Below are 25,055 nucleotides of genomic sequence, written 5' to 3'. Positions count from 1 at the left end.
TGCGATTATCGCACACTTTACGGAGCTGCACAACCTTCGGGTGGATGCAGCACAGCGTGTTCGGAGAGAACCTTCATGAGCAACTACAGCGTCGTGGCAACGGAGGATGTTGCCGCAATCCACCAGCTGTACGGCCACCAGAGTCATTGCATAGACTCTGGGCGCCAGCAGGATTGGGCGCAGACATTCACCGATGGCGGTGAGTTTCATTCCCCCAGTTATCCGGAACCTGTGGTCGGTTTCGACGACCTTGCGGCTTTTGCTGCTCGCTTCTTCGCTGCGGCGGAAGCTGCCGACGAGGTGCATCGCCACGTTCTGACCAATCTCGTCGTCGAGGCGGTGGACGAGAGTGCTCTCACAGTGCACGGGTACCTGCAGATCGTTGCCACCGCTCGCGGCGGAGACTCGCGACTGGTGCGGATGACAACTGTCACAGATCACGTGGTTCGGGTCGGTGAGGGGTGGAAGATCGCCCGCCGCACCGTCTCCCGCGACGACGCGCCCCGAGCGTCCGAACAAGCTTGAAGTACCGAAATGTTTCTTGCACAACAATATTCAGTAGGAGAAGTACATCATGACCGAAAGCTCTGACCAGACGAACCCGGGCCGTACCGTTGTGACGCAGATGTCGGCGGTGTACCCGGAGTTGGCAGGCAAGGTGGCAGTGGTGACCGGCGCGGCTCAGGGTATGGGTGCGACGTTCGCCGAAGGACTGGCAACGCGCGGCGTACATGTCGTCGGCGCCGACATCAACGAAGAGCAGATGCTCGCCACGGCCGCACGAATCAACACGGACCTCGAATCGAATGCACTGGCGGACAAGCCGGGTCGCGTCGTCGGAGCTCGGGTCGACGTCACCAAGCCCGACGAGCATGAATTGCTTGCACAGTTGGCGTTGAAGGAGTTCGGCCGGGTCGATTTCTGGATCAACAATGCGGGTATCTTCCCGTTTGCGCTGGCCGAGGAGATCACCCCGGAGCAGATCGGCGCAACGCTGAGTGTCAATGTCGAAGGAGTGCTCTACGGTGCGCAGGCGGCGGCACGTCACCTCGGTCCCGGCGGCGCCATCGTCAACATGTCTTCGGTGTCTGCGCTGCGTGTGCGGAAGGGGAGAGGCGCATACTGCACGTCGAAAGCTGCCGTTGCGCACCTCACGGAGTCTCTCGCAGTGGAGTTCGGCGACAAGGGTATTCGGGTCAACTCCATTGCACCCGGCTACATCGACACGGCGATGACGAAGTGGGTTCAGGAAGATCCGATCGCGCTCGCGAAGGCGCTCGACGCGGTACCGCTGCATCGTCTGGGCTCGCCCGAAGAGGTCTTCGGCCCGCTGCTGTTCCTGCTCTCGGACAGCGCGCGCTACGTCACCGGGCACAGCATTGCGGTGGACGGTGGTTCGCGGCATGTCTGAGTCCACGACATATCCCGGCGTCGTTCTCGTTACCGGCGGTGCTGCCGGGATGGGAGCGCATCACGCGCACACTCTCGCCGCGCGCGGTTCGCATGTCTGCATTGCCGATGTTTCGGATTCATCCGGCGTGGTCGACGACATCGTCGCCGCAGGCGGATCGGCATCCGCTCATCTTCTCGACGTCACCGATGCCGATGCCTGGGGCCGGGTTGTCGACGAAATTCGCACCACCCGTGGGGAACTCGGCGGACTGGTCAACAATGCCGGTATCTCGCGTCGGCTCGAATTCATGGACACCCCGAACGACATCTGGGAGCTGACCATGAAGATCAACCTCTTCGGCCCGTTCTACGGTATGAAGGCGGTGGCGCCGCTGATGCGCGAGAGTGGTGGCGGATCGATCGTCAACATCTCGTCCATCGCCGGTCAGATCGGATACTTCTCTCCGGCTTACTCGTCGAGCAAGTGGGGTCTGACCGGTCTGTCGAAGTCGGCCGCAGGCAACTTCGCGCAGTGGGGGATTCGCGTCAACTCGGTGCACCCGGGACTGGTCGGTACGGCGCTGCTCGGCGGCGCGAACGACTTCGTCGCCGCGTCACTGAAGTCGGTTCCCTTCGGACGCATGGGAACTCTCGACGAGATCACCGAAGCAGTGCTGTTCCTGCTCTCGAACAGTTCCACCTACACCACCGGTACGGAACTCACTGTCGACGGCGGGTTGGTGTCGAACGGTCTTTACCACCGCATCATCGCGGAGACTGGAGAACTTTCATGACCGAACACTGGGACGTCGTTGTCATCGGTGGCGGCGGAGCAGGTCTCGCCGCTGCGGTGTCGGCAGCTGAAGAAGGCGCATCCGTTCTGCTGTTCGAATCCGAAACCGAACTCGGTGGATCCACCGCGCTGTCGGCCGGTATCTTCACGGCCGCCGGAACGAGCGTGCAGGCCGGCCTCGGCGTCGACGACTCGGCAGAGAAGTTCTTCCAGCACTACATGGACCTCAACCAGTGGATGCTCTCACCCGGATTGATTCGTGCATTCTGCGAAAACGCCGGTCCGACACTGGAATGGCTCATCGGACTCGGCGTCGAGATTCCCGCGACGATCTCAGGTAACGCTCACCAGCCGGGACTCGCCCAAGCCGGCGTCGAGGACGTCTGGCGCGGCCACGTGCCCAAGGATCAGGGATACGGACTGATTCAGGTGCTGGACAAGGCTCGTCGTAAGCACGGGATCGAGGTCATCTTCGGAACACGGGTGCAGAAGCTGATCGAGGAAGACGGTCGGGTTGTCGGCGTTGTCGCCGACGACATCGAGGTGCCTGCGGGCGCCGTCGTTGTTGCTTCCGGTGGATTCGCGCAAGATCCAGGTTTGGTGGAACGCCACTTCCCGGACGCGAACAAGGCCGGAGAGGCCTTGTTCGTCGTCGCAGCCGAGGGGAGCCGCGGAGACCATCTTCGTTTTGCCGAAGACCTCGGTGCTTCCCTGGCGGGCGACGGCTGGGGTCTGATGCTGCCCACCGTCTACTTCCAGCGATTCCACCACTGGCAGGCCGGCTTTCCGCCGAAGTCGCGGATCTACGTCAACCAGGACGGCCGTCGTTTCATGGACGAGGACAGCTCGTACGCGGTCTCGACCGGCATCATCGACCATCAGGGTGGATACGGTTGGATGATCTTCGACGAGAACGCTCGCGTGAATCTGGCTCCAGGATATGCGGATTGGAATCCCGAACGCATCGAGGAAGAAGTTGCCGCCGGTGGCACGATTCGTGCGGACACGATCGAAGACCTCGCAGTGGCTACGGGTGTTCCGGTTGCGACGTTGGCGCAAACCCTGCGTCGATGGAACGACCAACTGCCCAGCGGTCACGACGACGACTTCCTCCGCCATCGCACGTTGCGGAACAAGGGTGCCGTCGGCAATCCGGATCCTATTGCGACAGCTCCGTTCTATGCCGCGAAAATCCTTCCGGCAGAGCTCGTCTGTACGCATGCGGGAATGGAGATCAACACCGATGCGGCCGTGCTCGGCAGCACCGGAGTACCTATCGAGGGTCTGTACGCCGCAGGTGAGGCCGGCGCCGGAATCCTCGGACTGAGATACGTGGGCGGCGGCAATGCGGTTGCCAACGCTTTGACCATGGGCCGCGTAGCGGGACGTAATGCGGCGAATTACACCAGGACCAGCGCTGAGAGCGCACCGGTCCATTCCATCGCGCACTCCTGACGTCCGACGTCTGCGCGGCACCGAATCCAGTCAGTATCCAATCCAGGCAGGGAACAACATGTCAGAGAATGAGACCATGGCGAGAGCCGAATCCACCGAGGGCAGCAGCGTGGCAACCGAACGACAGTCGACGACGAAGGTAATTCGCGCGGCCATCGTCGGTACCGTCGTCGAGTACTACGACTTCGGTATCTACGGATACATGGCCACGACGATCGCCGCGCTGTTCTTCGTTTCCCATGACCCGAACGCAGCACTGCTCGGTACCTTTGCAGCATTCGCCGTGGCCTTCTTCCTACGCGTGCCCGGCGGCATCTTCTTCGGCCACATCGGCGACAAGTACGGCCGCAAGAACGCGCTGTCCTGGACCATCCTCCTGATGGTTCTCGCGACAGCCGGAATGGGCCTGCTGCCGACTTACGCCACGTTGGGTGTGTGGGCGACGTCCATCCTGGTTCTGGCTCGTTGCCTGCAGGGCTTCGCGGCCGGCGGTGAACTCGGCGGCGCCAACGCGTTCGTCTCCGAGTCCGCTCCCAAACGGTGGCGTGCGACGCAGACCTCGATGGTCAATACCGGCACCTACCTGGGTTCGCTGGCAGCTTCGCTCATGGCCCTCGGCCTGACGTCGGTGTTCTCGCAAGAGCAGATCCTCGAATGGGCTTGGCGTATCCCGTTCCTGCTCAGCCTGCTGATCGGTGGCATCGGTATCTGGATCCGCAGCCAGATGGAAGACACTCCTCAGTTCGAAGAACTGCAGGACAAGGGTGAGACCAAGAAGCTTCCCATCCGTGAGTTGCTCAGCACCTCCGGTGGCAGCGTCGTCAAGATCATCCTGCTGGGCGCACTCATCACCGGCGGTTACTACATCGCCTCGGTGTATGCCGCGACGTACCTGCAGACCACCGGCGGTCATTCGTCGCGCGTTGCTTTCCTTTCCACCTCTCTTGCACTGGTTCTCGGCGTCATCACGTTGCCGATCTCGGGATACATGGCAGACAAGTACGGGCGTCGGCCGGTGCTGTTCGCCGGTAGTGCCGCCGCAGTGGTTCTCGGAATCCCGATGTTCATGATGATGGCCGGTTCTGGCATCTGGCAGGCGGTTGTCGGTCAGTCAGTGCTCTTCATCTGCGTTTCCGTTGTCAACGGTGCTTCGTACGTGACCTATGTCGAAATGCTGAAAGCATCTGTGCGGTACAGCGGTCTGGCATTGGGTAACAACGTCACCAACATGTTCCTCGGTGGCACCGCGCCTTTCATCGCCACCTATCTCATCAGCTTGACCGGCAACTCTCTCGCTCCGGCTGGATACTTCGTCTTCTGTGCGGTGATCACCCTCGTCACGGTCTTCTTCATCAAGGAGACCAAGGGTGTTGAACTGCAGGTTGATTGATCATCGGGTAGAACAGGAGCCTGACCGTGTCCCTCGCTGACAAGCAAGAAATCACCGAAGTTCTGTATCGCTACGCTCGGGCCGTCGATCGGAAGGATTTCGACAGCGTGGCCCTCTGCTACTTCGACGACGCGATAGACAACCACGGCGGTTACATCGGAACCGTCGACGGGCTGATCGAAGACATGAAGCTCAGACACAAGACGATCGACTCGTCGATTCACTGCATTTCCAACATACTGATCGACGTCAACGGCGATGTCGCTCAGTGCGAGTCGTACTGTTTGTGCTTTCTGCGGCAAGAGCGTTCCGGTACGGATACGGTGCAGACGCTTGCGACGATCAAATGCCGTTACGTCGATAGGTTCGAAAGGCGCCACGGTGAATGGCGAATCGCCGATCGGATTGTCGTGTTCGACGAATCCCGTGAAGACGTGATCGAGAACATCCTGTCCACGGACTGGGTGACGCAACGTCGATCCTTCGACGATCCGGTGTACACCAGGACGCCTTGACCAGTAGTGCAGACGAAGGCCTTCACACACATCGTGTGTGAAGGCCTTTCGCCTGTTCACTTCTCGTGTCAGCCCAATGCGCCCGGTGCGGCGACCTCGGTCAAACGGCCGTCCGAGAGCCTGAGCCAGCGTTCGACCTTGACCTCGGCCAGGAATCTCTCGTCGTGGCTGACCACCACGAACGCCCCCTGATATGCATTCAGGGCACTTTCGAGTTGAGCAACGCTCACCAAGTCGAGGTTGTTGGTCGGCTCGTCGAGAAGAAGCAGCTGCGGGGCCGGATCGGCGAAGAGAACGCACGCCAATGTAGCCCGCAGTCGTTCACCGCCCGAGAGTGCAGCGACGGGAAGATGAGCACCCGCACCCCGAAAGAGGAAGCGCGCCAGGATGTTCATGCGTTCCGGTGCCGGTAGGCCTGGAGCAGACAAGGCAAAGTTCTCTGCGACGGTGCGTGCGGGGTCGAGTAGGTCGAGCCTCTGCGACAGGTATGCCACTCGACCGTCGGCTCGCGTGATCTCACCGGAAGTCGGCGCCACATCCCCGTTGACGATGCGTAGCAACGTCGACTTTCCGACGCCGTTCGGCCCGGTCAACGCGATACGCTCCGGTCCTCGAATGGCCAGGTCGATTCCGGAGTCGGCGAAGATCGCATGATCACCGAACGCGAATTGCATTCGCTCACCGAGGAACACCGTCCGGCCGGCGGGTACATGTGTGCCAGGCAATTCGAGTGAAATCGTCTGGTCGTCTCGAAGAGCGCGGCCCGCTTTGTCGAGTCGGTCCTTAGCCGCGTCGACCCGGGCGAGGTGCGTCTCGTTGGCCTTGCCTGCCGACTCCTGAGCATTGCGCTTCATGGTCCCCGCAAAGATCTTGGGCAAGCCCGCGTTCCCGAGATTGCGGGCAGCGTTACTTGCGCGTCGCGAAGCACGTTCTCGGGCCTGCTGCAGTTCGCGCTTCTCGCGCTTGACCTCTTGCTCGGCGTTGCGGATGTTCTTCTCCGCCACTTCGCGAGCCGAGCGTGCCGCGGCTTCGTAGTCGGTGAAATTGCCACCGTAGAAGCTGATCTCGCCGCTGTGAAGTTCGGCGATGCGGTCCATGCGGTCGAGTAGTCCTCGATCGTGACTGACCACCAACAGACAACCACTCCAGTCGTCGAGAACGTCGTAAAGCCTGCGGCGCGCGTCCAGGTCGAGGTTGTTGGTGGGTTCGTCGAGGAGAAGGACATCGGGGCGTCGCAGGAGTTGCGCCGCCAGTCCGAGCGAGACGACCTGCCCGCCGCTCAGAGTGTCGAGGCGACGATCGAACGTCATGTCGGCCAAACCGAGTCGACCGAGTTGGGCTCGCGTTCGTTCCTCGATATCCCAGTCGGACCCGATTGTCGTGAAGTGTTCTTCTCGTGTGTCCCCGGATTCGACTGCGTCCAACGCAGCGAGCGTCGGGGCGATGCCCAAGACCTCGGCAATGGTCAGATCGCCCGTCAGTGGCAGGTCCTGCGGAAGGTATCCGAGAACGCCGTCGACGGACACACTGCCGGCGCGCGGCCGCAACTGGCCGGCGATCAATCTGAGCAGAGTGCTTTTCCCGACGCCGTTCTGGGCCACCAGCCCGGTTCGGCCGCCGGGCACGGTGAATGACAATTCGTCGAAGACCGGAGTGTCGTCCGGCCAGGCAAAAGACAGATTCGAGCAAACGATGTAGGTATCGGACATGAATAGCCCTCAGGTGTTGTGCGGGCGCGGCAACGCTGCTCCGCGAAGAGTCGGGTAAGTGAACGACAACATGGCCACGACGGCAGCGCTCCGAGGCGTCTGCCGGTGGCCGTCATGCCCGGTTTTATCCGGAGATGTCGAGTTCACCAACCATGTCTGATCCTTTTTGGTCTGTGTTGTTTCATCCGACGATAACAGGAGCCGGTATCTACATACGAGCAATACCGGCGCAGAGAAGTTCGACCAGTCGTCGATACACCCGATCCGGGTCGGTGCCGGCCGGTTGTCCCTCTACCGATTCGAGGATGCAGAAGCCGTGCAGCGCACTGCGAAGAGACCACGCCGCCTGCTCCGAATCATCCGGGCTCAGACCGTATCCCGCGATCACCTTGTTGATGACGTCGACCACCTCGCCGACGGCGGAGACCAGATCGGGATGCGGAGCAGTGGGGTAGCGGTCGGTGATGGCGTAGAGCCCGGGGTGTACTCGGACGAACGCACGCCATGCGTCCGCGAGCGCCATGACGGCGTCGTCGCGCGAGAGACCGACCGCGGCGGCACGCAGTTGTTCGGCGAGAAGGCTGCGTGCGAGGAGGCTGAGTTGATGGTGGACGTCGTCGACCCCGTCGACGTGTTTGTACAGCGCTGACTGCCGGACGTCGAGGGTCTCGGCGAGTTGACTCAGTACCAGAGCGTCGGCGCCTTTGCTGTCGACGAGATCGGCTGCGGCAGCGATCACGCGTTCACGGGTAACCGGAGTTCTCATGCACGCATCTTCCCTGTATGACAGGCTTCGCGTCGGTGATACATTATCACCATGAGTGATGAAGTATCGCCACGCGAGCCGTCCGGCGATCAACTACGCCGTCGTGACCTGCGCGTAGTCGTCACCGGTGCATGCATCCTCGGGTTGACCTCGGTGCTCTACGAACTCTCAGGAGTGTCTCCGTCGACGGGTGCATTCTTTCGGTGTCTCTATGCGCTCATCCCTCTCGGCATGCTCGTGCTCGTTCAGCGTCGTCGGTCACCCCGGCCTTCGGTCTCGGCGCCCTGGATCGTGAAGTCTCTACTTGCCGGCGCGTTCCTCGGAATCGATCTGGTGCTCTGGCACGAGTCGATTCATTCGATCGGGGCAGGTCTTTCGACTGTGATCCTGAATTTGCAGGTGCTGTTCGTCGCAATCCTCGGCTACGTTGTCCTGCGCCAACGGATCGGCCGGGAACTGGTCGCCAGCCTTCCGTTGCTCTTTGTCGGAGTTGCTCTGGTAGCCGGGACGAGCACAACGCTCACCGGGTCGAATCCTGCTGTCGGAGTGTCGTTTGCCGTGATCGCCGCAGGCGCGTACGCGGTCTACATCTTCCTCATGGGTCTGGCTACTCGGGCGGCGGGCAGAACGGCGTTGCCGATGTTCGTCTCGACGGGAGCCACTGCCCTCACGGCAGGTGCATACGGCCTCGTGAGTGGAACTTTGGATCTGACCCCTTCGCTCGTAGCTCAAGGCTGGCTTGTGCTGCTCGCGTTGGTATCTCAGGTGATCGGGTGGCTGCTGGTAGCCAGCGCCAGTCAGCGTCTGCCTGCAAGTGCAGTCGCCGCCAGCCTCGTGTTGCAATCGGCGTCAGCACTGTTGTTCGGCGCAGTGCTGCTTGCACAGACCCCAACTCTTGTCCAACTTGCGGGTGCCGGAATGATTTTGGCCGGAGTGGTTGTGGCGACGCGGATACCCGCGAAGAAATCCTCGACGACTGTTGTCGGAAAACGAATGGAGACAAGCGTATGACCACGGCGGCTGACCACATCTACATCAACGGCGACATCAGGGCCATGGACGGTGCGGTCGGCGATAACGCCACCGCTGTGGCAGTCAAGGACGGCAGATTTGTCGCCCTCGGAACTGACGCCGAGATCTCGGCGCTGACCGATTCCGAAACCTCCGTTGTCGATCTCGCCGGAGCGGTGGTTGTGCCGGGGTTCATCGAGACGCACCTTCATCCGATGATGTGGGGTTTGATGCTCAGTGGGGTCGACGCAACGACGAATACGTGCCCGACCATCGAGAAGTTGATCACGGCGTTGGCCGCGCGGGCCGCGATCACACCACTTGGCGAGCCCATCGAAGCGTGGGGCTTCGACGACAGCCTCGTGGCGGAAGATCGAGGCCTGACCGCGGTTGATCTGGACAAGGCTTCCACCGATCATCCGATTCTGGTGCGGCACTTGTCTGCTCACGGAATCTATGTCAACTCGGTCGCACTGGAGAAGGCCGGGATCGATGCCACCACGGTCGATCCGGAGGGTGGTGTCATCGTTCGAGACAGCGACGGTGTACCCACCGGTGAACTGTGCGAGGTTCCGGCAATGTCTCTGGTGCACGGACTTGTTCCGGATATGAACCCGGATGCGTCCAAGATCGCGATGCTGCGGGCGCAGGAAGTCATGGCGTCGGTGGGCGTGACGAGTTTCCACGACATGTACGTCACGGCCGAGATGTACGAGGCGTACCGGCAACTCGACGCCGATGGTGACTTGAGGCTGCGTGCGCGCCTCTATCTCGGCCACGGGGTTCACGATCAGTTGGGTGAACTCGCCGATCCGACCGAGCGAGTTCGTGTGGGCGGCGTCAAACTCATTTCGGACGGGTCGATTCAGTTGCACACCGCTGCGCTGACCGCGCCGTACCACGATCTGGGCGGATGCCACTGCGGCGGAATGGCAATCCCGGCAGGTGCGCTCGGGGCACTCGTCGAGGAACATCACGCTGTCGGCCGACACGTTGCGATTCATACCAACGGTGATCAGGCCATCGATTTTGCATTGGACGCAATTGCAGCGGCACGGACGGCGCACCCGGACATCGAAGTTTCGCATCGACTCGAGCACGTTCAGACGTTGCGGGAAGATCAGATCGCGCGGATGGTCGAACTCGGGGTGGTGGCGTCGATCTTCGTGAACCACGTCTACTACTGGGGTGACCGGCACCGCGATCGTTTTCTCGGACCGGGTCGCGGCGAGCGGATCAGCCCCGTGGCGTCGGTCGTGGCGGCGGGGCTTGCCTACGCGCTGCATTGCGACTGCCCTGTCACTCCAGTGAACCCGCTCTTCACGATGAACACCGCCGTACATCGTGTGACGCGAGAAGGTCACGTTCTGGGTGCGGAGCAACGGGTTTCCGCGTCCGAGGCGCTGGCCGGCTACACAAGCGCAGCCGCTCGTCTCACCGGTGAGTCATCGGACAAAGGTCGGATAGCGGTGGGACTTTTGGCGGATTTTGTTGTGCTCGACGGAGATCCGCTGCGCAGCGATTCGACAGACTTGAATGAACTGTCGGTCCTGCGCACGGTTGTCGGAGGTGAGACCGTCTTCGGGGCGTAGATGCTCGTCGTTTTACCTTGGGATTGGGTGCCGGTAGTCAACTCCTTACCGGCTTCGCAACTGTAGATGCACGTGGGCCGGGGAGCGAATTTGCTTCCTGGCCCACAGCTTTGGATGCAGCACGGGCAGTCGCGATTCGATGGTCGGACAAAGTTATTGGTGGAGTGCTGGTTTCGGAACGCGCGAGAGTTTGTCCTGGCCGGACGATCCGGCGGGGCGCAGCGATCGATGGCGCCCGTGTCCGTGGCGCTAGTGGACGAAATGCGGGGGTCTCGAAACGGCTCGATCTTTCTGTTTGCTCGAGGGTCGCTGTTCTCGGCGAGTTCGTTCGTGGATTCCCGGACATACCAAGAGCATCTAGAACTTGTTCTTGTTTGGATAGGAACGAATCGCCCGTTCGATCGCAGAACGCTTTTTGGTAAATAGTTGCGATGCGCAGCTAACTATTTCTAACGGTACTGGTCAGGGTGCAGAATTAGCCCTTGAGGGATGTTGAAATTCCTTCTGAACGTTTGACCAGTAAAACCGCCACAAAAGCTGATACGTGTGATAAAAATTGATCCGAAGCGGAGCGGTTGCTATGTATGAGCGAGGGCATGCACAGCGTCACGGTTCGGCTCGCAAGCTTTCTGCAACATGTTTGGCACCGATGGCGGATGTACCTCGTTCCGCCATCTCTTCACCCAATGCCCGGCAACGGGACAGACGAAATGAGTCTTCACATGCCTCGATTTTTCCCGGTCGGGGACGGACGAGAATCCCGTCTCCCCCGGCGCGCCACTGCTGTGTTGGCGGCTCTGCCGGCTGCACTGCTCCTCGCGACCTCGGGTGCGCTGCTTGCACCTGGTAGCGCCGCGGCCGCCCCGGGCGACGACATCACTGACCAGTGCCTGGAGATGTCCCAGAACGGTGGACCCTGGGTGAAGCCGGCGGCCTTCGATCCCAGTGGAACCGACTACATCCCGATCCCCGGTGACGAGGGCACGCAGTTGGCCTTCAACGTTCGTAATGTCTGCGACCTTCCTGCCACGCTCACTCTTTTCAGTGAGAGCTGGTCCGTCTCGGGCGGCGGCACTGCGACAGTGCGGGGCAAGCTCGACGGCCAGGTCGGCCAGCAGTTCGTGATCGGGCCGAATGCGAATTCGTCGACGCGGATCGAGCTGGTGAAAACGCCTCTCGCACAGAACGCCAACGTGATGGCTGGTTTCATGATTGGCATCCCTGCCGGCGAAGTTTTGCAGGGATACGAGATCAACCCCGGCTGGGGTCTCGTCCTGGTGGAGGGCGAGCCCGTCGTTGTTGCTCCCAGTGCGCCGACCGGTTTGACTCTGGGTTCGGCCGAAGTAGAGGCGGGCACACCCGTCAAGGTCTCCGGCAAGGCAGAGCCGAACAGTACCGTCACCGTGACCGGAGGCGGCGCCACCTGCACCGCCACCGCGGATACGAGTGGGAACTTCAGCTGCAACCTGACGATCACCACGCCCGGCAGTCATCCGATCACCGCCACGGCGACAAATGCGGGTGGGACCAGCCCCGCCTCCACGGCGGTCACGGTCAAGGTCACGGCGAAAACCACCGATCCAGGTGGCAGCAGCAGCGGTTCGCTCGGAAGTAGCACCGGTTCGCTCGGAAGTCTCGACCTGTTCGGCAGCCTCGGCGGATAACCACTCCGGCCCAACCGGCCACTTAGACCTCGCGATGCACGGGGCGATCTCGACCATCTCCGCGCATCGCCAACCTTCTCGGTCACCGAATTCAATTCGGCGGCTTCATTTCCCATGCCCCTTCCTGGGGCTGTTTCACCGGAGTGCACATCCGCACGGCCCGGGCTCAACCAAGCGCGTCGGATGTCCCGCCGCGAACTGCACAGGAGGAATACCAGATGAACAAGACCACAAAGGGTGCGATCGCCGCAGGTGCGGCTGCTGTTCTGCTCGCAGGTGGTGCCGGAACCATGGCTGCGTGGAACGCGTCGACCGGCGCTGGCGGAAGCCAGACCGTCAATGCCGGCTCGATGACGATCAGCGAAGCGGCCGGCTCCGGCGTATGGAAGCTCGGCGCGAACACGTTCAACCCGGCCAGCGACAAAATTGTCCCCGGTGACGTACTCACCTACACCGCCACGTACAACTACACCCTCGTCGGCACAAACCTGAAGGCGACGCTGACACCTACCGTCGGCGGAATCTCCGGGGCTCTCGCGAGCAAGCTGGAGGTCGCGACTGCCGGTGGTCAGAACGCGAGCGTCTCCGCGGGCACTGGCACGCGCGATATCACCACGACGATCACGTTCAAGCCGGACACCACCAACACGGACGGCGCTGGCCAGGCAGCCACGCTGTCGGGAGCCTCGGTCACCCTCGAGCAGACGCTCACCCCGTAGTTAATCCGTAACCAGAAGAAGGTCACGTGAAGACCCAATACAAATGGGCGATCGCAGCGTCGTCGGTTCTGCTCATCGGGTTCGTCTCGGTGCAGCAGACCGGCGCGCTGTGGCGCGATACCGCAGAATCGACCGGCGGCACTATCCAGGCAGGCATGCTCGATATCTCTGCCGGCGGAGAAGGGGTCAAGCAGTTCAACCTCGATGGGTTCAAGTTGGACAACAAGGGCCCGGGCGACAGCATTCAGATGCCACTGCCGGTGATCAACTCCGGCAACGTGCAGATGAACTACGTGCTTTCCGATGTTGTACTCAACGGCGCGACCCCACCGCCGCTGAGCCTGCGCGTGGCCAAGGTAGCCAACGAGGCGGCCTGCACCGCCACTGGCGACGTGGGCACTGAGCTCTACAACGGTGCCATGGACGGCGCGGCCTTTTCCGAACAGCTGGTTCCGGCCGGGCAGATGCAGGTGTTGTGCCTGCGGGCCACGCTGGGCCAGGGCGCGGCAGCGAGCCAGCAGTCCAACGCGACGTTCACTTTCGACGCAAGCTCAGTGAGCCAGTCATGACCGTCACCGCGAGAAGCCGGCGTGCAGGCGAACGTGCCGAGTATCGACCCCGGCACAGCGCACACGTGGAAACATCTGAGCGGCAACATGATCCCGAACAAGGCGGAGACGACAAGACCACCCTATGGTGGTGGACTCGCACCATCGTCTCGTGGGTACTGCTGCTGCTGATGGTCGGCATTCTCGCGGTGATGGTCGTTATCCCTCGACTCACCGGCTCCACCGCGTACACGGTTCTCACCGGTTCGATGGAACCGACCATGCCCCCTGGCACGCTCATCGTGGTCAAGCCGACCCCCAACGAGGATCTGACCACCGGGGACGTGATCACGTTCCAGCCCGTCTCCGGCGATCCAGCGGTGGTCACCCACCGCATCGAAGGCATCTATTACACGGGGGAAGGGGAGCGTCGCATCCACACTCGCGGCGACAACAACCCCGTCGCCGACTCGTGGTCGCTGGTGCCCGAGCAGATCCGTGGTCGGGTCATCTACTCGGTGCCGTATCTGGGCCGGGTGAACTCGGTGATCAACGGGCAATCGCGTTCGATTCTCACCACAGGCGTAGCTGCGGGCCTGGCTGTATATGCCGTGTGGATGGTCGTCAGTGGCATCCGCGACAAGCGGGGCAAGGCCGGTGACGACGAAAGTGGCACAGACCCGACTCTTTCCGGCCCTGAACTCGGCGCGCCGGTATTGCCCGCCGATCCATCGGCACCAACCTCCGAATCGAAATAGGACAGCAGAATGTCTACAGAACAGAAATCGGGCGGCGACGCGCGTCTCGGGGCGCGGATGCGAAGCCGTCTGGGCGAGACCGGTTGGATACGGACCCGGGCCGTGCTCTCACTGGGCATGGTCCTGGGCCTCGGAGCGGTCGGCACGATGGCGGCGTGGTCCGACAGCGCTACTGCGACCACCGGCATGTTCAGCACTTCGTCGGTCCAGCTGAAAGTCGACAACCAGCGGCCCGCACACCAATTCACCGAACTCAAGCGCAACAGCATGCTGCCAGGCCAGAGTGAGGCTGGGGCATTGACGGTTCAGAACACCGGAACTGCCAACTTCCAGTGGGCGGTATCGGCAACGGCCACGGGTTCGTCCGCGCTGATCGGGAAGCTCAAGGTTTCCCTACATCAGACCGGCGCCAACGACGGCAGTACCTGTTCAGGACCGATCATCGGGACGCAGCAAGCGTTCTCCGGGAACCCGACACTCGTCTCTGGCCGATCACTCGCTGCCGGTGTTTCGGAGCAGGTGTGCATCAAGGTGACCGTCGATTCGACCGCGGGTCAGACGGAGCAGTTCAAGATCGCCGATCTGGGCTTCAACTTCACCGCAACGGGGCAGTGATCATCGCGATGGACAGCACCGATGAGGAGGTGAGCGTGGGACGCAGTCGTGGCAAGGAAATTGCCTTGAATGTGGCTGCGGTCGCCGGGCTCATCTGCATAATCGCCACTCTCGCGTCCCTGATATTCGGGATCAAACCACTGGTGTTTCGCTCGGGTTCGATGGAACCTGCAATTTCCACCGGTGCGCTGGCGCTGGCGAAGACCGTGCCTGCAACTGAATTGGCTGTCGGCGACGTGATCAGCGTCGACAACGACCAAGGCGTGCGCATCACCCACCGCGTGGTCGAACTCGAATCGGCAGGAGCGGACACCGTGCTCGCCACGCTCAAGGGCGATGCCAACAATGTGGCTGATCGACTGCCCTACACCATCACCGAGGCCGACCGAGTGTTCATCAGCGTCGGCGGGCTCGGCTATGTCGTTGCTTGGCTTTCCAGCCCGCTCGCAACCTTCCTTGGCGGCGGATTGGTAGGCGCGGTGCTGGTCATCGCATTTGGACGAACTAAAGACCGGCGTCTGGAGAATGCCCGCGCCGCCACTACAAATGACGCCCGCGTCGATGCTGACGAAACCTGCGGGGAGCTTCAGGAGGCTCATAATGATTGAAATGCGACGGGCTAGCACCCGCATGAAGTCGCTGCGGTCGTTGATCGCTGTCGGCGGCGCTGCTGCAATGGCTTTCGGTCTGGCTCAGGCCACTGGGACGTTGGCAAATCCAACTGACGTGGTCAATTCGACTGGCGCACAGGTGGCGACGGGCAACTTCTATCCGACGCCGTTGACCTCGACTGTGAACTGCTCGACGTCGGGAGGAGCAGACCTATTGGGACGTAGAGCAAACCTGAGCTGGCCCGCGGTTCCAGGTGTCACGGGGTACAAGGTGGTTTTCGTGAGGAAATCCGATCCGAGCTACATCGTTCGAACGGATAATCTGTCGGCGAGCCAAACGTCCATCAGTGGAATTACCCATGGCAGTCGCAATGTGATGTGGGCGCGGGTGTACACCGTGAACGGGCCGGCAATCTCATCTGGTTTCATGTCGTCTGTCGAGATAACCCATAAGGACCTCGTAAGTAACAGGACCGAATGCGAGGGTAATCGTGGTCCGCAATTGGCTAACCAGGCCTGGGAAAATACCAACACCTGGAATCCGGCGACACCGGCACCCAACGGGGCGAACCCTCTGAGCAGGATGCAGGCCGAAGCGATGGTGCCGAACGAGCCTGATGCGTTGGAGACGACCACCACCCAAGCTCCGTCCACGAGCGAGACCGCCAATCCGACAACGTCTACCGAGCCGACCAGCACCACCGAGGCCACGACCACGACGGCACCGAGCACGACAACTCCGGCACCGACCACCCCGGAAACCACGTCGCCGGAGACCACTCCCTCGGCTGATCCGAAGCCGGTTCTGACGGACACAGTCGAGAGTGGCGGCCTCACCGGCGGCTGGACTGCGGGTGGTAACAGGGTTGCAGTGGTCGACGCCGACGGCAACGAACTCGCAAGTGGCCGTGTGGAATCGGGTTCCACTCTGCATTGGTACAACGGCCAGTTGTGGATTGTCGGGGCAACCGAGGTCTACCGCATCATGGAGTCACCGCAGGACGGCACATGGAAGTTCTACAAGGACAGCGGGCAGAACATGCCTGACTTCGGGTAGCGGCCAATCACTCGACGTCTGGACTGTGCCCCCGAGTTTCCGGACCCGGGGGCACAGTCGTAGCTGCGCATGTTCCGACGGTGTCGGGCAATCAGGTAACCGGCTGGTCGCCCGCTGGAGAGGTTTCGGCCGCCCGTGAACTGGATAACCAACTGCAGACGGCAACGACGTGTAGAGATGCCTGAAGCGTTCGCAGTGGATTGGCACTTATTCGGGGCTCGAGTTATCTTACTGCAAAGTAAGTGTTTGGTGTCGGCGTCGATTGGGGCTATGCCGACCTGAGTACAGGGATCGATATGCGGATGAACCTGGGGGCAGGTGTTCGGCGACGTCGTTGGGCGCGCGACGTATTGGCAGCCGCGACGGCATGTGCGCTGGCGATGTCCGCGTTGCTCTCGGTACAGATTTCAGCGTCGGCGTCCGAGCTGGGCGAGTACGTGAATTTGCCTTTGGTGAATCGGAATGCCGAACACGGTCCGGGCGGTGTCCATCCCGCGTTGCCGACTGATCTCGGCACCTTGCAAGCCCTTGTGGAAGAAGCCCGCGCCAGTGGTCGCAGTCCGGAATCCTATGCGGCCTTGCTGTTTCAGTATCGATTGGTCGCTGCCACGGAAGCCGCCGGAATCGATCTCTCATCGTGGAATCCGCGCGCCGGAGTGTCGGCTAATCGCACGAACCTGGTGAAGTCGTACCGCTACTACGAGGATCTGCAACTCGGTCACCCGGAATTGCAGTGGGCGGGCATGGGCGGACAGGTTGGTGCGGACTTCGGCGGGGGACTGATCGACTTCGAACTGATGGCGGGCATGTACTCGTTTCCGAATCTGCAATATGTTGCCAATTCGATAGTTTCTCAGGTCACGGATCAGGTTGGCGTGCAAGCGCTGAACCAATTGCCGGCAGGGCTGCGCGCGCTCGCCGCGGTGGGCAGGAACGTCACGGCGGACGACTTGGATTATGTGCTGGGGATGATCCTGGTGATGCAGAAGAACATCTTCTCGGATCTGATGCCGATGCATCAGGCATACGTGGATGAAGGACTTCCCGCGCTGGAGGAAATGCAGAGTGCCGGATTGTTCGGTCAGGATGTCATGGACGCCTGGCGTGATGTAGCCTCCGGCGATTCGAATCGGATTGCACGTGGGAACGTAGCACTGCTCCAACGCGAGCAAGGGATGATCATCCGCGACCAGTGGGATACCGTGCGCGCCTACAAAGGTGATGTGGGAGAGGCGATCACTTACGCATCGACTGTCGCCGGCTCGCCCTCGGTCGCCGGCGTCGTACCGCCTCGCTCGTTTCGGTCTCTCGAGTTCGCGACAACACTGGCGGACGGACGCACCGCGACAGTGACACTGCCCTTACCGGATTGGAACTGGTCGGTGTACGAGGAACGGTGGGACTACATCACCTCACAGCTCTTGCCGAAGTACCGAGCGATGGCCGAAGAAGATTGGCCACGGCTCGTAGCCACATTAAGTGTTCCCTACGAAATTCAATTGGAGAGTCACCGCCCGATGGTGACCCTCCCACAAACGCTCGAATCGGCCCTCTCCAGTTTGAAAGTGACAGTTCAGTGATGTCGGGTGCCAGATTTCGAAGGTTTGCCCCGCTGGTAGCGCTGACCGTTGCGCTGGTTCTGCCTGCGACTGCTGAAGCCGAGGCCCCAGGCAGTGGTGTTCCAGACGATGCGCAAGCTCCGGTATCCCAGGAGTTTCGGACCGATACTCCCACTCTGGGAGAGATTTTCAACGGGTTCACGGTCGGTGCGCTCAGGTCGGGGGAGTTCGCATCGGAAGAGGAGATCTTCACTGCGCTCACCGCCGATGATCCGTTTTACGACGAGCCGGTGTTGACCGGCGTCGAGCGTCCCGGTGACCTCCTGAAGTCGAAGAAGGTGGATGTACTGTTCACGGGATACAAACCGGGACAGCTCGACGCCTACAAGATCATGTACGTCACAACTGGAATCGACGGTTCGACGCCGGTGGTGAGCACCGGGATCATGATGATCCCGATCGACGGAACACCGGCATCGGAGAAGAAAGTCATCAGCTACCAGGAGGCCAACGACAGCGTCGGCGGCTACTGTCATCCGAGTTCGCACTGGACGGGCGGTGATCCGCTGGACGGCGCCTCCTGGTCGGCCTTGGGTCCGCTGGCGCTGATGTTCGGAAAAGGTTATGCCGTAGTAATTTCCGACGTCGGGAACAACGGAGACCGTGATCCCCACGGGGTCTTCGCGGGTAAGTTCGCCGGGCACGCCCAGTTGGATGCAGTGCGCGCAGCATTTCAGGTGCAGGATTCCGAGCTGAATCCGGATGCGGAGATTGCGTTGTTCGGAATCGCTGGTGGTGGAGTCGGTTCGGCATTCGCCGCCGAATCCGCGCAGTCCTACGCACCGGAACTCGACATCGTCTCGACAGTCCTCGAGGGAATGGTGATCAAGCCCCGAACATTCATGGAGACAACAGATTCCTCGGTCGGGGCCGGCTTCGGATTGGCGACGCTCCTCGGCCTCGAGCCCTGGTACCCCGAGATGAAGTTGAACGACAAGCTCAATCCGGTGGGCCGAGCGATTGCCGACGTGTACCGGGATGAGTGTCAGATGCCGGCGTACTTCACGCTTCCGTTCGTACCGCTGGCGAGCCTTTTCGAGCCGGGGATCGATCCGATCACAGAACCCAGTTTCCAGCGCGCGTACGACGACAACGTACTGGGCCACGGTGCTCCGGCGTCGAAGGTATTGATAACTTCGTGCGCAAAGGACGACTCCCCGATGTCACTTGTACCGGCAGCTGATGCGCGAGAACTGGCGGACACGTACAGGAGTGGAGGGACCGACGTGAGCTACCAGCCCACCGACTGCAGTATGGACCGCGCATTCACGAATCCATACGGTTGGGGAACTGATCTGTTCGGAATGCAGACGATCGACTGGATAGCCCACAATTTCGACAACTGAGTGAAACTATCCGGTGACAGCGAGACGCAAACTCTGATGGCGGCGTACGAACATGCTGGGGACCCAACGGGGTGGGGATTCGGAATCGATTGTGAAGTGCGCACTGTTTTCGAGAAGGACTGCGATCGCGATCTTTGCTTCCAGACGAGCCAGCGCGGCCCCGACACAGAAATGTGCTCCTTTGCCGAAGGCGAAATGTGCTCGGGGATTGACTCTGTCGAGGTTCATCACCTGTGGTTCGACGAACGACTCGGGGTCGCGGTTCGCCGAACCCCACAGCAGTATGAGATGACTGCCGGCGGGCAGTGTCATGCCACCGAGTGTCGTGTCCGCGTTGACATGTCGGTGATGTCCGCGAAAGGGTGACTCGAGCCTGAGCGTTTCTTCCAGGAACGCGCCCACGAGTAGAGGGTCCTCGCGCAGCTGCGTCTGAATCTCAGGGCGCTCGGCGAGCAACCGTGCAGAGTTGGCGATCAGTCCGGCGGTCGATTCGCCACCCGCACCGACGAGTTGCACCAACATCAGCACGGCCACGTCTTCGCTGAGTTCGCCTGCGTCACAGCAACGGACGAGGTCTCCGAGTAGATCATCCACCGGGTGAGCCCGTGCGTCACGAAACTTGCTGTAGAGGTACCCGGTGAGTTCGGCCGCCGAGGTGACGACGCCTGTCAAACGCTCCGACGTCACGATGCCGCTGAGAAGTTCGGTGCTGTCGTACGACCACGCCAGCAATTGGGGGACGTCGTGTGCCGGCAGGCCGATCAGCGTGGCAACCATCTGCAGCGGCAGCGTGTCCGCTACCGACGTGACCCATTCGATCCGTCGACCGTCGAAGCCGTTGTCCCACAACTGCTGCGTGTACTCGGTCATCACCGGCTCGAGTGCTCGTATACGTTTGGCGACCAGTGTCGGCAAGACAAGTTTGCGCTGGTGTTGATGGTCGGGCTCGTCGGCAGTCGCGAGAACGTGAACAGCTTGGCCGCCGCCGTTCATGTCGAATGTCATTGCCGAACCGTCCGGTGTACGAACCAGCACGCCGGTGAGGTTGTTGGAGAAGTCGTCGGTACGGGAAACGGCTTCGGTGACCAATTCCCACGTGGACACCAGATAGAAGTCGGTATCAGGAATGCGGTACACGGGGTGCTCGCGCCGGAGTGCGTCGTATAGCGGGTACGGGTCGTCGATGTTCGACGGCAGGAAAGGGTTGATGTCGAGCGTCGATGGTGTCACGAAGGGAAGATTTCACGGCCGTCGAGGAGAAGTCAACAGGTGGAAAATGCCTCTGAACTGGCATTTTGAGAAAATCTCACGCACTTCAACCCCTCGTACTTCTTCCAGGTCAGAGGCTCGCGGCCTTCCGTAGCCTTGAGATTTCTGATTGAATCTGTGTCAGAGTGAGACGAGGTGACGGAGAGTGACCGGTGCAAACGAGCGCCGCGCCGCCGACTGGTTGGCCGGCGGTAACCGCCGTGAACTCGCAACCGAGCGCATCTTCGCGGCTGCGGCAGAGCTGATTCGAGAACAGGGATTCGATCGGTTCAACGCCGACGACGTCGCTGCCCGCGCAGGCTGTTCGAGGGCAACGCTCTACCGCTACGTAGGTGGCAAGTCCGCGATCCGCGAGGGGTTGTTGTCACGAGGCGCGGCATCCGTGGCGAGCCAGGTCGCGACTGCCGTCGAATCACTGCACGGCGACGAGCGCATCGTGGAGTCGATCCTCGTCGCCGTCGACGCGATCAGATCCGACGCTGCCATGAGCCACGGCCTTGCGGCAGCGCGGGCCAACGGAATCGACGAGTATCTCGTGTCCTCGCCGTTGCTCCCGCGTACTGCACTGGAACTTGCAGGATTGGATCCTGAAGGTCAAGAGTCGCAGTGGGTGGTTCGGATCGTGTTGATGCTGTTGGCGTGGCCTCTTGCAGACAGGGCCGCCGAACGAGGGATGGTCGAGTCGTTCATCTACTCCTGAGCGGGATTCCGTGTTCGTGAACGGTGCATCGGATCGTCGCTGCTGTAGACGGTTCGGTTCATTGCTTCATTCCTCGGCTCGGTACTCTGAGCGTGTCCGCTGCCGCGAAGGAGAGAGTCACGATGGTCGTACGCAGGCCCCGCGACCGTAAGCAGCAGATTCTTGCGGCTGCAGGTGAGCTTTTCCGTGAGCACGGTTATCACAACGTGTCTGTCGCTCAGGTGGCTGCTGCAGTTGGAATCACGGCACCTGCGCTCTATCGGCACTTCAAGAACAAGCCGGATCTCCTCTACGCCGCGGTCAACGCAGGCATCGAATCGCTCTACGATCGGGTCGCAGGTGCCGAGGATCTGAAAACACTGATCACCGAACTTGCGGCATCGGTGTCCAAACGTCGGGGTCTGTCGCTCCTGTGGCAGCGAGAGGCACGCTATCTGCCTGACGAGCAACGTGAGGAAATGCGTTCGACCCTCAAGAGTGCAGCTTCGCGCGATGCAGCGCTGATCCGAATTGAGCGTCCCGACCTCGACGAGGAAGACAGCTATCTGCTCGCCTGGGCTGTCATCGCAGTCTTCAACAGTGTGTCTTCGCATCGAGTGTCCTTGCCGAGGCGTCAGATGGAACTGCTGCTTGTCGAGTTGGCAGACCGCGCTGCATACGCGGAACTGGGTCGCTCAGAAGTGAAAGTCGTGGCGGCAACGGGTCACCTGCCCGTTGTGATACCCAGACGTGAACTCTTGTTGACCGAAGCAATTCGGCTGTTCGACGAGCGTGGATATCAAGCAGTCAATACCGAGGACATCGGTGAGGCTGCAGGAACGACAGGCCCGAATGTGTACAACCACTTCGATGCCAAGATCGACCTGCTGATCTCCGCGGTCTCGAGGGGCGGCGAGCGTCGCCGGCTCGGCGTTGCACAGGCTCTCGGCGCCGCAACCGGCCCGGAGGACGCGCTGTCCGGATTGCTTGCCGCACATATCGATTTCGCGATCAACGAGCGTCATTTGATCGGGTTGTTGATCAGCGAACTCGACCAATTACCGGACAGGTTCCGCCGCACGTGTGAACAGAATCAACGTGAGTACGTCGCGCTATGGGTCAAGATGCTCGAAGAAGTCCGTCCGGGCCTCGAGTCCGCCACCGCCAGGATCACCGTCAATGCCACTTTGACAGTTGTGGAGAACGCCGTCCGAATCGGCCGGCTTCGCCGTCGCGACGACCTGTCGGACAGACTCTTCGAGATCGGCTGCGCCCTGCTGCTGGGCGCATGAAAAATTCGGGTAAGCGCCACGGGCGGCGGATCGACTCACGAAACTGATCGGAGACGTCATGCGTTTCGACGCAACAGAACTGACGATCGAGGAGCTTGCTCTTCAGGCTGAAGTGCGGGAGTACCTCGACAAGCGACTCACCCCCGGTACCTACTCGCTCGGACTCGGGATGGCCGGGGCGGTGGATCCGGTGTTCTCGCGAGATCTGGGTCGACGTGGGTGGCTCGGCATGTCGCTGCCGAAGGAATACGGCGGGGGCGGACGGTCAGCAGTGGATCGATTGGTCGTCGTCGAAGAACTTCTCGCGCGGGGAGCGCCGGTCGGCTATCACTGGATCGGAGACAGACAGTCGGGTCCGAGCATCGCCGCCAACGGCACGGAAGAACAGAAGCGGTACTTCCTTCCCGGTATCGCGAGCGGTGAGTTCTCGTTCTCGATCGGGATGAGTGAGCCCGACTCGGGTTCGGACCTGGCATCGGTGCGCACTCGCGCCGAACGTGTCGATGGTGGCTGGAAAGTCAACGGCACCAAGATCTGGACCACCGGCGCCTTCCATGCCACACACATACTCGCCCTGCTTCGAACCTCGGCAGACAAGCACAACGGTCTCACTCAGCTGATCGTCGATCGCGACAGCGAGGGTCTGACCGTCTCACCCATTCCGTTCATCGACGGTAGTGAGGACTTCTGCGAGGTGTCGTTCCAGGATGTTTTCGTGCCGGATTCGCGTCGCCTCGGAGACGTCGGAGCGGGCTGGGGACAAAACACCGGTGAACTCGCACTCGAGCGAGGTGGCGTCGACCGTTGGATGTCGCTGATGCCGGTCCTCGAGAACTTCGCGGCCAACCAAGCAGCGCAATGCGGTCCAGCTGCCCTCGCCGATCTGGGCTCGATTACCGCACGCTGCTGGGCTTTTCGCGGGATGTCGCTGTCCATCGCACGGATGGTCGACGCCGGTCGCTCGCCGGTCACGGAGGCCGCGCTGATCAAGGAGATGGCAACACGCTTCGAACAGGACTGTGTTGCGACCGTCGCGCGGCACCTCGGCCGGGCTCCGGACCTTGCATCCGACGATCCGTACGAGTCGCTGCTCGCCCGGGCCGTGCTGGTGGCGCCGTCGTGGTCGATTCGCGGCGGTACCAACGAAATTCTCCGCACCGTGATCATGAAAGGGTTGGACCGATGAATTCGGGGTCACAGATCAACGCGTACACATTCGACGCCGACCTCGAATCGATGGTCGAGCAATTTTTCGCCGAGAAGTCCGGCACCGAGGTGGTAGCGCAGGCGGAGATCGGCGGTCTGCCCGCCGGATTATGGAGCGCGGCAGTCGAACTAGGGTTACCTCTGGTCGGTCTTCCCGAATCGGTTGGTGGTTCCGGTGGCTCGCTCCTCGACGCCGTGACTGTCCAGCGCGCGGCGGCGAGGCACGCTGCGCCGCTGCCGCTCGCCGAGACGTACCTCGCGGGCAGGCTGGCAACAGCGGGCGGGTTACCCGTGCCCTCCGGAATCGCAACGGTCGCCCCGGGTTCGCCGCGCGACGATGTGCGCCGGACCAACGACGGTGTTCTCTCGGGAACCTTTCACGACGTGCCGTGGGGTAGCGCTGCATCAGTGCTGGCAGCAGTTCTCGGTGATCGCGTCGTACTCCTTGACATCTCCGACGCCGAGATCGGTGGCGGGACGGATCTTGCGGGGCAACCGCGTGAGAGCCTGACGTTCTCCGAAGCGCGGACCATTGACGGCGACAACCCGGTCGATGCCCGGATTCTCAGCAAGCTCGGCGCGTTCTTGCGCTCGGTGCAGATGTCGGGAGCGATGGAGTCGGCGTCGACGTTGACCCGGCGCTATGTGTCCGACCGGGTGCAATTCGGTAGGCCCGTCGCGCAGTTTCAAGCAGTCCAGCAGCATATCGTGACGCTTGCTCAGATGGCTTCGATGTCCACGCTGGCCGTCGATCGCACTGCACATGCACTCATCAGAGGCGACGCCGACTTCGAAGTGAGCGCAACCAAATTGGTGGTTTCGCAGAATGCGCTCGTGAGCGTCCGCGCCGCCCACCAGGCACACGGTGCAATCGGCATGACCCGCGAATACCGATTGCAAGAACTGACGCGTCGACTGCACGCCTGGCGATCGGAGTTCGGCGACGAAATCGCGAGTGCGACGCAACTAGGAGAGGCCGTAGCGGCGTCGCCGTCACTGCACCGCTTGATCACCGACCCAGAACCGACATTGAAGCTGTAATCCTGACC

The 25,055-nt window shown here is 61.5% G+C and carries 24 protein-coding genes; 21 read left to right on the top strand and 3 right to left on the bottom strand.

What is annotated here, in order from left to right; genetic code table 11:
- Nucleotides 1-75: 75 nt before the first annotated feature.
- The 6 genes from ATN38_RS07010 to ATN38_RS06985 all read left to right on the top strand — a co-directional run bounded on the left by ATN38_RS07010 (nucleotide 76) and on the right by ATN38_RS06985 (nucleotide 5,545).
- Entirely contained in the window at nucleotides 76-525 is a 450-nt protein-coding gene (locus ATN38_RS07010; RefSeq protein WP_054781475.1) for a nuclear transport factor 2 family protein, read from the top strand.
- 49 nt (nucleotides 526-574) lie between these two features.
- Nucleotides 575-1,411, top strand: coding sequence for an SDR family NAD(P)-dependent oxidoreductase (locus tag ATN38_RS07005; RefSeq protein ID WP_075834328.1), 837 nt, complete (start codon nucleotides 575-577; stop codon nucleotides 1,409-1,411).
- Entirely contained in the window at nucleotides 1,404-2,186 is a 783-nt protein-coding gene (locus ATN38_RS07000; RefSeq protein ID WP_218747750.1) for an SDR family NAD(P)-dependent oxidoreductase, read from the top strand. Before ATN38_RS07005 ends, ATN38_RS07000 begins: the two co-directional genes overlap by 8 nt.
- Nucleotides 2,183-3,640: an FAD-dependent oxidoreductase gene (locus ATN38_RS06995; protein ID WP_050654819.1), complete on the top strand. Its 1,458-nt coding sequence runs from the start codon at nucleotides 2,183-2,185 to the stop codon at nucleotides 3,638-3,640. Before ATN38_RS07000 ends, ATN38_RS06995 begins: the two co-directional genes overlap by 4 nt.
- 76 nt (nucleotides 3,641-3,716) lie before the next feature.
- The gene (locus tag ATN38_RS06990) at nucleotides 3,717-5,030 is read left to right on the top strand and encodes an MFS transporter (protein ID WP_007731424.1); all 1,314 of its coding nucleotides are present in this window, start codon (nucleotides 3,717-3,719) and stop codon (nucleotides 5,028-5,030) included.
- A 26-nt stretch (nucleotides 5,031-5,056) separates the two neighbouring features.
- Nucleotides 5,057-5,545: a nuclear transport factor 2 family protein gene (locus ATN38_RS06985; protein ID WP_030535188.1), complete on the top strand. Its 489-nt coding sequence runs from the start codon at nucleotides 5,057-5,059 to the stop codon at nucleotides 5,543-5,545.
- Nucleotides 5,546-5,613: 68 nt separating this feature from the next.
- Here ATN38_RS06985 and ATN38_RS06980 read toward each other — a convergent pair whose 3' ends face one another.
- Both ATN38_RS06980 and ATN38_RS06975 read right to left on the bottom strand, forming a co-directional pair.
- The gene (locus tag ATN38_RS06980) at nucleotides 5,614-7,254 is read right to left on the bottom strand and encodes an ABC-F family ATP-binding cassette domain-containing protein (RefSeq protein ID WP_058037711.1); all 1,641 of its coding nucleotides are present in this window, start codon (nucleotides 7,252-7,254) and stop codon (nucleotides 5,614-5,616) included.
- Nucleotides 7,255-7,462: 208 nt separating this feature from the next.
- Complete coding sequence (locus ATN38_RS06975) at nucleotides 7,463-8,020, bottom strand: TetR/AcrR family transcriptional regulator (protein ID WP_021332048.1); 558 nt, start codon at nucleotides 8,018-8,020, stop codon at nucleotides 7,463-7,465.
- A gap of 51 nt (nucleotides 8,021-8,071) precedes the next feature.
- Between ATN38_RS06975 and ATN38_RS06970 the strand changes: the two genes are divergently transcribed.
- The 11 genes from ATN38_RS06970 (at nucleotide 8,072) to ATN38_RS06920 (ending at nucleotide 19,560) form a co-directional block, all read left to right on the top strand.
- Entirely contained in the window at nucleotides 8,072-9,031 is a 960-nt protein-coding gene (locus tag ATN38_RS06970) for a DMT family transporter (RefSeq protein ID WP_030535190.1), read from the top strand.
- Nucleotides 9,028-10,623 carry an amidohydrolase gene (locus ATN38_RS06965; RefSeq protein WP_064443755.1) on the top strand — a complete coding sequence of 532 codons (1,596 nt, stop codon included), beginning with the start codon at nucleotides 9,028-9,030 and terminating at the stop codon, nucleotides 10,621-10,623. The genes ATN38_RS06970 and ATN38_RS06965 overlap by 4 nt, the downstream gene beginning before the upstream one ends.
- Nucleotides 10,624-11,345: 722 nt before the next feature.
- On the top strand, nucleotides 11,346-12,287 hold the full coding sequence (locus ATN38_RS06960) for an Ig-like domain-containing protein (RefSeq protein WP_082893093.1): 942 nt from the start codon (nucleotides 11,346-11,348) through the stop codon (nucleotides 12,285-12,287).
- 218 nt (nucleotides 12,288-12,505) lie between these two features.
- On the top strand, nucleotides 12,506-13,006 hold the full coding sequence (locus ATN38_RS06955) for an alternate-type signal peptide domain-containing protein (protein WP_003939763.1): 501 nt from the start codon (nucleotides 12,506-12,508) through the stop codon (nucleotides 13,004-13,006).
- 26 nt (nucleotides 13,007-13,032) lie between these two features.
- Nucleotides 13,033-13,575, top strand: a complete 543-nt coding sequence (locus ATN38_RS06950) for a hypothetical protein (protein ID WP_019745195.1) — start codon at nucleotides 13,033-13,035, stop codon at nucleotides 13,573-13,575.
- A 65-nt stretch (nucleotides 13,576-13,640) separates the two neighbouring features.
- Nucleotides 13,641-14,312, top strand: coding sequence for a signal peptidase I (locus ATN38_RS06945; protein WP_223304718.1), 672 nt, complete (start codon nucleotides 13,641-13,643; stop codon nucleotides 14,310-14,312).
- A gap of 9 nt (nucleotides 14,313-14,321) precedes the next feature.
- Nucleotides 14,322-14,927: a SipW-dependent-type signal peptide-containing protein gene (locus ATN38_RS06940; protein ID WP_021332053.1), complete on the top strand. Its 606-nt coding sequence runs from the start codon at nucleotides 14,322-14,324 to the stop codon at nucleotides 14,925-14,927.
- A complete protein-coding gene (locus ATN38_RS06935) occupies nucleotides 14,924-15,535 on the top strand; it encodes a signal peptidase I (RefSeq protein ID WP_080726729.1) in 612 nt (203 codons plus the stop codon). Before ATN38_RS06940 ends, ATN38_RS06935 begins: the two co-directional genes overlap by 4 nt.
- A 1-nt stretch (nucleotide 15,536) precedes the next feature.
- Nucleotides 15,537-16,595 carry a hypothetical protein gene (locus ATN38_RS06930; protein WP_228401300.1) on the top strand — a complete coding sequence of 353 codons (1,059 nt, stop codon included), beginning with the start codon at nucleotides 15,537-15,539 and terminating at the stop codon, nucleotides 16,593-16,595.
- A gap of 296 nt (nucleotides 16,596-16,891) precedes the next feature.
- Complete coding sequence (locus ATN38_RS06925; RefSeq protein WP_218747749.1) at nucleotides 16,892-18,175, top strand: hypothetical protein; 1,284 nt, start codon at nucleotides 16,892-16,894, stop codon at nucleotides 18,173-18,175.
- Entirely contained in the window at nucleotides 18,175-19,560 is a 1,386-nt protein-coding gene (locus ATN38_RS06920) for a lipase family protein (protein ID WP_007731446.1), read from the top strand. Before ATN38_RS06925 ends, ATN38_RS06920 begins: the two co-directional genes overlap by 1 nt.
- Before the next feature lie 6 nt (nucleotides 19,561-19,566).
- On the opposite strand, the gene ATN38_RS06915 is transcribed toward ATN38_RS06920, so the two are convergent.
- Complete coding sequence (locus tag ATN38_RS06915; RefSeq protein ID WP_218747748.1) at nucleotides 19,567-20,790, bottom strand: cytochrome P450; 1,224 nt, start codon at nucleotides 20,788-20,790, stop codon at nucleotides 19,567-19,569.
- A gap of 184 nt (nucleotides 20,791-20,974) precedes the next feature.
- Between ATN38_RS06915 and ATN38_RS06910 the strand changes: the two genes are divergently transcribed.
- The 4 genes from ATN38_RS06910 to ATN38_RS06895 all read left to right on the top strand — a co-directional run bounded on the left by ATN38_RS06910 (nucleotide 20,975) and on the right by ATN38_RS06895 (nucleotide 25,047).
- Complete coding sequence (locus ATN38_RS06910) at nucleotides 20,975-21,529, top strand: TetR/AcrR family transcriptional regulator (protein ID WP_007731448.1); 555 nt, start codon at nucleotides 20,975-20,977, stop codon at nucleotides 21,527-21,529.
- Nucleotides 21,530-21,651: 122 nt separating this feature from the next.
- Complete coding sequence (locus ATN38_RS06905) at nucleotides 21,652-22,800, top strand: TetR/AcrR family transcriptional regulator (RefSeq protein ID WP_218747747.1); 1,149 nt, start codon at nucleotides 21,652-21,654, stop codon at nucleotides 22,798-22,800.
- 58 nt (nucleotides 22,801-22,858) lie between these two features.
- A complete protein-coding gene (locus tag ATN38_RS06900; protein WP_042922335.1) occupies nucleotides 22,859-23,986 on the top strand; it encodes an acyl-CoA dehydrogenase family protein in 1,128 nt (375 codons plus the stop codon).
- Nucleotides 23,983-25,047, top strand: coding sequence for an acyl-CoA dehydrogenase family protein (locus ATN38_RS06895; RefSeq protein ID WP_064113487.1), 1,065 nt, complete (start codon nucleotides 23,983-23,985; stop codon nucleotides 25,045-25,047). The genes ATN38_RS06900 and ATN38_RS06895 overlap by 4 nt, the downstream gene beginning before the upstream one ends.
- Nucleotides 25,048-25,055: the final 8 nt, after the last annotated feature.

Source organism: Rhodococcus sp. FH8 (genome assembly GCF_019266085.1).
Classification (GTDB): Bacteria; Actinomycetota; Actinomycetes; order Mycobacteriales; family Mycobacteriaceae; genus Rhodococcus_F; species Rhodococcus_F qingshengii.
Note: the sequence above shows the minus strand (reverse complement) of the source record. Positions and strands in the feature narration are given on the sequence as shown.

Bases quoted from the DNA above. Each gene is read 5' to 3' on its own strand.
- ATN38_RS07010 (WP_054781475.1), top strand. From the start codon at position 76: ATGAGCAACTACAGCGTCGTGGCAACGGAGGATGTTGCCGCAATCCAC.
- ATN38_RS07005 (WP_075834328.1), top strand. From the start codon at position 575: ATGACCGAAAGCTCTGACCAGACGAACCCGGGCCGTACCGTTGTGACG.
- ATN38_RS07000 (WP_218747750.1), top strand. From the start codon at position 1,404: ATGTCTGAGTCCACGACATATCCCGGCGTCGTTCTCGTTACCGGCGGT.
- ATN38_RS06995 (WP_050654819.1), top strand. From the start codon at position 2,183: ATGACCGAACACTGGGACGTCGTTGTCATCGGTGGCGGCGGAGCAGGT.
- ATN38_RS06990 (WP_007731424.1), top strand. From the start codon at position 3,717: ATGGCGAGAGCCGAATCCACCGAGGGCAGCAGCGTGGCAACCGAACGA.
- ATN38_RS06980 (WP_058037711.1), bottom strand. From the start codon at position 7,254: ATGTCCGATACCTACATCGTTTGCTCGAATCTGTCTTTTGCCTGGCCG.
- ATN38_RS06975 (WP_021332048.1), bottom strand. From the start codon at position 8,020: ATGAGAACTCCGGTTACCCGTGAACGCGTGATCGCTGCCGCAGCCGAT.
- ATN38_RS06970 (WP_030535190.1), top strand. From the start codon at position 8,072: ATGAGTGATGAAGTATCGCCACGCGAGCCGTCCGGCGATCAACTACGC.
- ATN38_RS06965 (WP_064443755.1), top strand. From the start codon at position 9,028: ATGACCACGGCGGCTGACCACATCTACATCAACGGCGACATCAGGGCC.
- ATN38_RS06960 (WP_082893093.1), top strand. From the start codon at position 11,346: ATGCCTCGATTTTTCCCGGTCGGGGACGGACGAGAATCCCGTCTCCCC.
- ATN38_RS06955 (WP_003939763.1), top strand. From the start codon at position 12,506: ATGAACAAGACCACAAAGGGTGCGATCGCCGCAGGTGCGGCTGCTGTT.
- ATN38_RS06940 (WP_021332053.1), top strand. From the start codon at position 14,322: ATGTCTACAGAACAGAAATCGGGCGGCGACGCGCGTCTCGGGGCGCGG.
- ATN38_RS06930 (WP_228401300.1), top strand. From the start codon at position 15,537: ATGCGACGGGCTAGCACCCGCATGAAGTCGCTGCGGTCGTTGATCGCT.
- ATN38_RS06925 (WP_218747749.1), top strand. From the start codon at position 16,892: ATGCGGATGAACCTGGGGGCAGGTGTTCGGCGACGTCGTTGGGCGCGC.
- ATN38_RS06920 (WP_007731446.1), top strand. From the start codon at position 18,175: ATGTCGGGTGCCAGATTTCGAAGGTTTGCCCCGCTGGTAGCGCTGACC.
- ATN38_RS06905 (WP_218747747.1), top strand. From the start codon at position 21,652: ATGGTCGTACGCAGGCCCCGCGACCGTAAGCAGCAGATTCTTGCGGCT.
- ATN38_RS06900 (WP_042922335.1), top strand. From the start codon at position 22,859: ATGCGTTTCGACGCAACAGAACTGACGATCGAGGAGCTTGCTCTTCAG.
- ATN38_RS06895 (WP_064113487.1), top strand. From the start codon at position 23,983: ATGAATTCGGGGTCACAGATCAACGCGTACACATTCGACGCCGACCTC.